We start from the raw sequence: 8,233 nt of genomic DNA, 5'->3' as shown, positions 1-8,233 counted from the left end.
AAAGCGATCACGGGGCCAAACGTCGGATCGTCGGCGATTCCGAGAATCAACTCGCGGGCTGCCGGTCGGACGATCATCGGCTGAACCATCACGCCATCGATGCGGGCGTCTGGGCGCGCGCGCCGCGCCCGCGCCATCACTTCAGTGGCCGCCTCGCGAACTTGCTCTTTGGTCGCAAGTCCGAGCTTGACGCCGCCGACGTCGGACTTGTGAGCGATATCCCGCGACAGGATCTTGACGGCCACAGACAGACCCTGCGCCAGAAATGGCTCGGCCTTGGCGAGCGCATCATCAGGATTGATCGCTGGCACGGTGGGCACCATGGGGATCGAATAGGCCCCGAACAGCCTGCTGATCTCGATTGGATCGAGCAACGCACGTCCATCGCCTAGAGCCTTTTCGATGGTTTGCCGCGCGGCCGTTACATCGGGTGTAAACAAGGCCGAGACATTGGGGGGCGTCGCCATCAACAATTCCCGTGCTTCACGATGCTTGACGAGATGCATGAAGGCACGCACGGCATCATCTTCCGTCGGGAAATGCGGAATTTTGGCCTTATCGAAGATCGGCGCGACCAATTGATCCGTACCGACCCAGGCCGCCAATATCGTCTTTGGTGATCGGCCGACCGTGGTGCGTTGGGCCTTCACACGCTCCGCGACTGCCGCAGCGATGCCGTCGGCCGGGGCAACCGCTGTCTCGACGTTCATGACCAGCAGGGCATCGCTCGAAGGATCGCTGAGCAGCACATCCAGCGCCTTAAGATAGCGCTCGGCGTCGGCATCACCGGCCATGTCGACGGGGTTGGCCATCGACCAGGTCGGCGGCAGTGCGGCGGTCAGTTTTGCGGCCACTTGCGGATCGAGCGGCGGAGCTGCCCCTCCGAGTTCGGCCAACCGATCAACCGCCAGGATGCCAATGCCGCCGCCGTTGGTCAGGATTGTCAGATTTTTCCCGCCAGGTGGATGAACATGACGACCGAGAAGCTCGGCACAGTCGAACAGTTCGCGCAAATCGAACACGCGCAGCAGTCCGGCTCTTCTGAAGGCGGCGTCATATACCGCATCCGATCCCGCAAGCGCGCCGGTATGGGTTGCAGCTGCCTTTGCGCCCTCGGCCATTCGGCCGGATTTGACGACAACAACCGGTTTCAGGCGCGCCGCCGCGCGGGCCGCAGACATGAACTTCCGCGCATCCTTGACCGCTTCGAGATACAGGAGGATGGCGCTCGTCTTGTCGTCGAGGGCAAAATGATCAAGGAGATCGGCAACATCGACATCGAGTTGATCACCGATCGACACGATTCCCGAGAAGCCCAGGGCTTTCTCCGCCGCCCAGTCAATCATCGCCGCGGCAATTGCGCCGGATTGCGAAATTAAGGCCAACGATCCCACGACCGGCTGGCGCGCCGCAAAGCTCGCGTTCAGTCGTACGCCCGGGAACATGATACCGAGACAATTCGGGCCGACAATTCGGACGCCGTGGGCGTGGGCAGCCTGCAAGACCGATTCCGCAATCGACCCAGCGCCGTGACCCAGCCCCGACGAGATGATAACTGCCCCCTTTACACCAAGCTCTCCGGCCCGGCGGATGATTTCCGGAATGGACGGCGCCGGCGTCGTGATGACAATCAGGTCCGGCACAAACGGCAGCGCGTCGAGGCTTGGACAGGTCTTTCGTCCACCGATGCTGTCATGATGATTGTTGACAACGGCAATCTCGCCGGTGAAGCCGCCTTTCACCAGGCTCTGAAGAATGATCGCGCCGATTGAGCGCGGGCGCGGGCTGGCACCAACGATCGCGACGCGTTTTGGAGCGAAGACAGTCTCTAACCCGAAAGTGGACATATCAGGCGGTTGCGACAGGAAGAATCGGAGGATACTCCACTAACACCGCGCGCGCCATCGCCCGCATGATGTCCTCACGCGCGATAATGCCGACAAGATTCTGCCATTGATCGGTCACGGGCAGGCTCTTAACCCGATGCCTGATCATCAGTTCAAGGACTCGTTGCAAATGGGTTTCGACATCGACAGCCACGACCTTGGTCGACATGACATTGTCGACGGTGGTGGACATCCCGTCCTTGTAATGAGGCACGAGCTGATCCTCGGTAAAAGCAAAAGGTTTCAGCGCATCCAGCTTTGACACGATGCCGACCAGCGTGTCGTCCCGTACGACGGGATAGGCGTCGAAGTCATCAGCTGCAAAGAGCCTGTAAAGATCTGCAACCGAGGTCTCCGGTGTGACGCTTCGAACCGATCGGGTCATGTTGTCGCCGACGGTCTCCTGGAGAAATTCGTACATTGCCGCTTTCCTTGAAAGGGACGAACGCGCGCCGCAATTGATGGCGGCGCCGCCGGTTGGTTCAGGCCGCCGTCTTGATCTCGATCTGCTTTTTCTGTTTCGGCGCCGGCTTTTTCACGGTCACCTTGAGTACGCCCTTGGCGATCTCTGCCGAAATATCTTCCGCCTTGACACCTTCAGGCAACTGCACCGATCGCGAGAAGGAACCGAAGCTGCGCTCCACGAGATGATAGTCCATCTGCTTTTCCTGGCGCTCGCTCTTCTTCTCGCCGCTCACGATCAGAACATCGTCTACCAGACCGACCTGGATGTCCTTGGCCTCGAGACCCGGAAGTTCTGCCGTGACTTCGATGGCATTGTCGGTTTCGCTCACATCCATTTGGGGAACTGCCGAATGAACCGTCGCGAACGCCGGAAAATTCCTGCTAAACCCTTCGAACAGGCGATCGATCTCCTGCTGCAAGAAGGCAAACGGATTGTTCTCCTGACGCGTCAGCGGACGTTCGACGCTGCCCGGAACCACTTGTTTGCTCATATTTTATCTCCTCATGAGGGGGAATTGGCTCGATGAGCTTTACGAGGCCGGCCGAACGGCGGCTTTGACGAAGATCAACCGGGGTAGCAGCGGCAGCGGTGAAACTGCACAAACTGTGACAGGATGTCGGCAACATGCATGCGATGGTGCTTTGCGCACGCGGCGAGGGATTGACGCCGCAAGAGAGGCCCGATCCCGTACCCGGGCGGGGCGAGGTCCGCATCAAAGTCAGCACATGCGGCGTTTGCCGAACCGACCTTCACGTCGTGGACGGCGAGTTACCGGATATTCCCTACCCGATCATCCCCGGACATGAGGTCGTCGGCAGGGTTGATGCAATGGGAGCCGGTGTTGCCGATCTGATGCTCGGCATGCGCGTCGGAGTACCGTGGCTCGGTTTCACCTGCGGCGAATGCTTCTACTGCAGATCCGGCAAAGAAAACCTTTGCGATCACCCGCAATTTACCGGCTACACACGCGACGGCGGATTTGCCAGTCATCTGGTCGCGGATGCTCGCTATTGCTTTCCGCTCGGCGAAGAAGGCGATGATGCCGCTCTCGCTCCCCTGCTCTGCGCAGGGCTCATAGGCTGGCGGTCCCTTGTGATGACCGGCGAAGCCAGCGCGATCGGAATATTCGGCTTCGGCGCAGCCGGTCATATCGTCGCTCAGGTCGCGCGCGCGCAGGGGCGCACGATCTATGCCTTCACCCGCCGCGGCGACAAGGAAGCGCAAGAACTCGCGCTCTCGCTCGGGGCAAGCTGGGCGGGAGCATCGGAAGATGCACCGCCCGCGGAGCTCGACGCAGCGATCATCTATGCACCTATCGGACCTCTGGTGCCGCAAGCGCTCCGCGCCGTGCGCAAAGGCGGGCGTGTCGTTTGCGCCGGCATACATATGTCGGACATTCCAGCCTTTCCCTACGATATTCTCTGGGGCGAGCGACAGGTCAAGTCGGTCGCCAATCTGACCAGGCAGGACGGCGTCGATTTTTTCAAGGCCATCGCACATGCCGATATCCGGACGCACACAACCGTCTTTCCGCTCAACCAGGCCAACCAAGCCCTGGCTCGCCTGCGCGAAGGCACACTAGTGGGTGCCGCGGTGTTGCGCCCATGACGCCGCTCCGGCCGAATACGGCACGACAGGACCAGTCTGAGGTCCTCGCTTTTCTGGAAAAGGAAGATCCAGATTGCAAACGCATCGAAACCCACGCTTCCATCGTGTTTCTCGGTCGCGATAGGGTGCTCAAGGTCAAGCGCGCGGTCCGCCTTCCTTTCCTCGACTATTCGACGCTTGAGAAACGCAAGCAAGCTTGCGAGGAAGAGCTGGTCGTCAATCGCCGCTTCGCACCGCAACTCTATCGGCGGGTCGTTCCAATCACACGGGCCAGCAGCGGCCTCGAAATCGGCGGAGCGGGTTTGCCAATCGAATGGGCTGTCGAGATGTCGCGGTTTGATGACGGCAAGACTTTCGACCATCTGGCCCGCTCCGGCGGCATTACACCGGAACTTGCCGAAGCACTGGCCTCGACGCTCCGCGACGCACATCAACGAGCGCCCATCACCGACGGTTCAAGTTGGCCAGCATCCATCGCCGACATCATCGAACGCAATACGCAGGTCTTCGTCAACCAAGCGGAGCTTCCGCCGGACGCGGTGCGGCGGCTTGACGCGCTCAGCCATCGCAGGCTCAGCGATTGCGGAGCGCTTTTGCAGGCGCGGGCATTGAAAGGCTTGGTCCGCCGCTGCCACGGCGATGCCCACCTCGGTAACCTGGTGCTCATCGATGGAAATCCGGTTCTGTTCGACGCTATCGAATTTGACCCCGTGATCGCAACTACCGACATCCTTTAGGATCTGGCCTTCCCCATGATGGACCTATGCCACTTCGGCCTGGTGGCTTGCGCGAACCGGCTGTTCAACAGCTATTTGCAGGCAAGCTGGGAGGAAAACGGAACGGGACTTCGCCTGCTGCCATTATTTCTGTCGATGCGCGCAGCCATTCGCTCGAACGTGCTTTTTACGAAACGTGGCTTGACGTCAGATCACACTCCAGATGTCAACGATGCACGGGCCTACTTCGATCTCGCACTTCAGCTCATTGAGCCAGTTCGGCCTTCGCTGATAGCGATCGGCGGAAAATCGGGAACTGGAAAGAGTGTGTTGGCACGGAAGATCGCACCGCTGCTGCCGCCGTTGCCGGGTGCAGTCCTTCTGCGCTCTGACGTCATTCGCAAGGCCCTGTTCGGGGTAGCGCCGCTGGCGGCCTTGCCGCAAGCTGCATACAACACAGAAACCAACATCCGCGTCTATCAGGCGCTCATTGATCGCAGTCGGAATATCGTCAGCCAAGGATTTTCGGGAGTCGTTGACGCCGCCTTGCTGAAGGCGACCGAACGAAATGAACTAGCGGAGGCAGCCAGCGAGCTTGATGTGGACTTTCGTGCCGTCTTCCTCACGGCCAAGCTGGATTCCCGCCTCGACCGAATCCGGTCGCGAAAAAATGACGCATCGGATGCGACGCCGGAAATCGCCGCGGGCCAGGACGATTACGAGATCGGTCAGCTCGACTGGCCGACGATCGACGCTTCCGGCTCGCCAGAACGGACCCTCGAACAGGCCAAACCGGTTCTCGTTGCCACATGCACAGAATGATCGGCGATCAATGCTCCAAAACATAAGATCCCGGCGCATCCGGCAAAGACTTGCCGGCCTCAGATAGCGGTGGGGCGACGGGCGGCCCGGAATGGCCCCCGAGAAACTTCACCCATTCTCCCCACCACGATCCTTCGTGCGATGGCGCAAGCTTGACCCATTCGTCCGGACCGATATACGGATCAGTCGCTTTCTTCCTCAGCACCTGATAACTGTGTTCGGCTTCGTTCGGCGCAGCGACAATTCCGGCATTGTGTCCGCCATTCGCCAATACAAAGGTTGTATCCGCGTCCGCAAGGAAGTGGATCTTGTGTACCGATTTCCATGGAGCGACATGGTCGCGCAAAGTGCCGACGACGAACATCGGCTTGTGGAGATCGGATAGTGCGATCGGTCTGCCAGCGGCGTGGTAGCGCCCTTCGGCCAAATCATTGTTGAGGAAAAGCTGGCGCAAGTACTCGGAATGCATCCGATACGGCATACGGGTCGCATCGGCATTCCACGACATGAGATCGCTCGGACGCGCGCGCTCGCCAATCAGGTAGTCGTGCACCAACCGTGACCAGAGCAGGTCGTTGGATCGGAGCATCTGGAAGGCTCCGGCCATTTGCCTTGGGCCGAGCACACCCCGCTGCCACATCATATCTTCGAGAAATGTCACCTGGCTTTCATTGATGAACAGCGTGAGCTCCCCGGCTTCCGTGAAATCCGTCTGTGCCGCAAGCAACGTGACCGACCTCAGGCAACCCGGGCGATCGCGTTCCATCCGAGCGGCGGCAATTGACAGCAGCGTCCCACCAAGACAATAGCCGGCGGCGTGGATTTCATGGCCGGGCATCATCTTCTCGATTGCGGCAACCGCCGCGTCGACGCCGCGCTCCCGATAATCCTCAAGGCTTAGATTTCGGTCCTCGGAGCTCGGGTTTTTCCAGGAGATCATGAAAACCGTAAAGCCGTTCCGGACCAGAAATCGGACCAAGGAATTGTCCGGCGAAAGGTCCAAAATGTAATATTTCATGATCCAGGCGGGCACGATCAGCACAGGCTCAGGGCGTACGGTCGGGGTCGTCGGCGCGTATTGAATGAGCTCGATCAGCTCATTGCGGTAGACGACCTTTCCCGGGGTTACCGCAACGTCCTTGCCGACGGCAAATTGCTGATCCGGTCGACCGCCGCTCAGCAGCGTCAGCCAGTCCTCCACCCAATTCTGCAGGCCGTGCACGAAATTGCCGCCGCCGGTCTCAATGATTTTGCGCAGTACTTTCGGATTGGCGCCGGCGAAGTTCGTCGGCGCGACCGTGTCGAGGCACTGGCGTTGGACGAAGTCGACAATCGCGGCATCGGAACGTGCGACCCCGCGCACATCTGATGTCGTCAAGTGCCACCAATTCTCGGTCAGAAGAAACGCCTGGGCCAACAAATTGAAGGGCGGCAGCTCCCAATCGCGACCGGTAAATCGATGGTCGGTCGATTTCGGCTTGATCATCGACCATGGCTGGAACATTGCATGCTTTGGTGAAAAGGCATTCACAAAGTCCATCGCGTGCTGGACCGCCTCCCCTGCCAATTCGGCGCACTTTCCAGGCGCTGCCAGGAGATGGAGCTGCCAGTCGGCAAAAGCCAGCGTAACGGCGGCCGGAGAAAGGCCCCCGGTCAGTCGTGCGACGCTTGCATGAAAGGCGCGATCCGCAGATTCGGCAGCATCGTGGACGGTTGCAGCAGTTCTTTCCTCGGCGGGAAGAACATCGATCCGCTCGTCCATCGCATTAGAGACGCGGCTGGCTGGTGACGAGGAAGACATGGGCTAATTCCTTCGAAGCAGATCGACCTTTCAGGCGCGGGGCTCGGAGAGCGCGAAATGCTTCCGGCCGATCGCCACGATCTCCTCGTCCGTCGGATGATCGCTCGTTTCCATCCGAAGCACAATCTGAGGTCGTGATGATCGCAAATACTGCATCAGAGCTGTTTTCTCGCTCCCGGGGCCGAGGATCAGGATATCATCGCAAGACTCGACGGCCTTGCCGATCGTTGCGAGGAAGGCAGGATCTTGCTCGACGTGGCCTGAACCAACCGCATTGGCGTGGTGATGCAAATGAGACGAGGAAAGACGGGCGTGCACGATAGTCGGGCGGACGCCCGCCAACCCCATCGCAAATATCTTTGCGGCAAGATGATCGATCCAGATCACAGCCCGCCGGTGAACTTGTTCTGCTTGTTCTAACGATTTCATCTTCTGCTCTTTTCCAACCCATTGCCCCGCTCAGCTGAAAATTGACCGCGCTGACCGATGACGTCGAACCGGTGATGAAGCCCGCCTCCAGCAATGCGAGAACACCACGGCCGCGAGCGATTCCCGACTTGCCCAGGTGCCTCGACCCGAAATTCCTGTCGCGGCCTGGAATGCCTGCGCTGTCTTGATGTTTCGGTCATAAGTGGTGGCGACGACGCAGCGCCTCCGCTTTCAGCGCCATTTCCGGCTCCATTCCAGCGAAAGCGACGGTAGATGGGATCCCGGAAAGAACTTTGACGTGTATCAAACCGGAATGACCCAGTGAATGCTCTCATAAATTAACGTTCTCAACCGATGGAAAAGACCATGTACAAAAACCTGCTGGTACATATTCCGACCGAACTTTCGCCACGTCCGGCGATCGATGCATCGGTCTCTTTGGCCATGACGTGTGGCGCGGAGCTCGAGGCCTTTGCTGTTGGCTATGAATCGGTCAATGACGTCC

8 protein-coding genes are annotated in these 8,233 nt (G+C 59.5%); 3 read left to right on the top strand and 5 right to left on the bottom strand.

All coding sequences use genetic code 11. The features are described from left to right. The 3 genes from NEZ08_RS18520 to NEZ08_RS18510 form a co-directional block, all read right to left on the bottom strand. Positions 1-1,847: acetate--CoA ligase family protein (locus NEZ08_RS18520; RefSeq protein ID WP_298109970.1), on the bottom strand; the 1,847-nt coding region annotated here is incomplete at its 3' end. A 1-nt stretch (position 1,848) separates the two neighbouring features. Continuing rightward, positions 1,849-2,307, bottom strand: coding sequence for an HPP family protein (locus NEZ08_RS18515; protein ID WP_298109967.1), 459 nt, complete (start codon positions 2,305-2,307; stop codon positions 1,849-1,851). A 61-nt stretch (positions 2,308-2,368) separates the two neighbouring features. Then, positions 2,369-2,842: an Hsp20/alpha crystallin family protein gene (locus NEZ08_RS18510; protein ID WP_298109964.1), complete on the bottom strand. Its 474-nt coding sequence runs from the start codon at positions 2,840-2,842 to the stop codon at positions 2,369-2,371. 134 nt (positions 2,843-2,976) lie between these two features. Between NEZ08_RS18510 and NEZ08_RS18505 the strand changes: the two genes are divergently transcribed. Genes NEZ08_RS18505 through NEZ08_RS18495 form a run of 3 tightly spaced genes read left to right on the top strand, consistent with a single transcriptional unit; the run spans position 2,977 to position 5,498 of the window. Then, positions 2,977-3,960: a zinc-dependent alcohol dehydrogenase family protein gene (locus tag NEZ08_RS18505; RefSeq protein WP_298109960.1), complete on the top strand. Its 984-nt coding sequence runs from the start codon at positions 2,977-2,979 to the stop codon at positions 3,958-3,960. Further along, a complete protein-coding gene (locus tag NEZ08_RS18500; RefSeq protein ID WP_298109957.1) occupies positions 3,957-4,697 on the top strand; it encodes a phosphotransferase in 741 nt (246 codons plus the stop codon). The genes NEZ08_RS18505 and NEZ08_RS18500 overlap by 4 nt, the downstream gene beginning before the upstream one ends. 42 nt (positions 4,698-4,739) lie before the next feature. Next, positions 4,740-5,498, top strand: a complete 759-nt coding sequence (locus tag NEZ08_RS18495) for an AAA family ATPase (protein ID WP_298109954.1) — start codon at positions 4,740-4,742, stop codon at positions 5,496-5,498. A gap of 7 nt (positions 5,499-5,505) precedes the next feature. Here NEZ08_RS18495 and NEZ08_RS18490 read toward each other — a convergent pair whose 3' ends face one another. After that, complete coding sequence (locus NEZ08_RS18490; protein WP_298109949.1) at positions 5,506-7,299, bottom strand: alpha/beta fold hydrolase; 1,794 nt, start codon at positions 7,297-7,299, stop codon at positions 5,506-5,508. Positions 7,300-7,329: 30 nt separating this feature from the next. Continuing rightward, positions 7,330-7,728, bottom strand: coding sequence for a hypothetical protein (locus NEZ08_RS18485; protein ID WP_298109946.1), 399 nt, complete (start codon positions 7,726-7,728; stop codon positions 7,330-7,332). Positions 7,729-8,233 lie beyond the last annotated feature (505 nt).

Origin of the sequence: Bradyrhizobium sp., assembly GCF_027451485.1 — a bacterium.
In the GTDB taxonomy this organism is placed as follows: Bacteria; Pseudomonadota; Alphaproteobacteria; order Rhizobiales; family Xanthobacteraceae; genus Bradyrhizobium.
The sequence above is the reverse complement of the archived record's forward strand: the minus strand, read 5'-3'. Positions and strand labels throughout refer to the sequence as shown.

Bases quoted from the DNA above. Each gene is read 5' to 3' on its own strand.
- NEZ08_RS18515 (WP_298109967.1), bottom strand. From the start codon at position 2,307: ATGTACGAATTTCTCCAGGAGACCGTCGGCGACAACATGACCCGATCG.
- NEZ08_RS18510 (WP_298109964.1), bottom strand. From the start codon at position 2,842: ATGAGCAAACAAGTGGTTCCGGGCAGCGTCGAACGTCCGCTGACGCGT.
- NEZ08_RS18505 (WP_298109960.1), top strand. From the start codon at position 2,977: ATGCATGCGATGGTGCTTTGCGCACGCGGCGAGGGATTGACGCCGCAA.
- NEZ08_RS18500 (WP_298109957.1), top strand. From the start codon at position 3,957: ATGACGCCGCTCCGGCCGAATACGGCACGACAGGACCAGTCTGAGGTC.
- NEZ08_RS18490 (WP_298109949.1), bottom strand. From the start codon at position 7,299: ATGTCTTCCTCGTCACCAGCCAGCCGCGTCTCTAATGCGATGGACGAG.
- NEZ08_RS18485 (WP_298109946.1), bottom strand. From the start codon at position 7,728: ATGAAATCGTTAGAACAAGCAGAACAAGTTCACCGGCGGGCTGTGATC.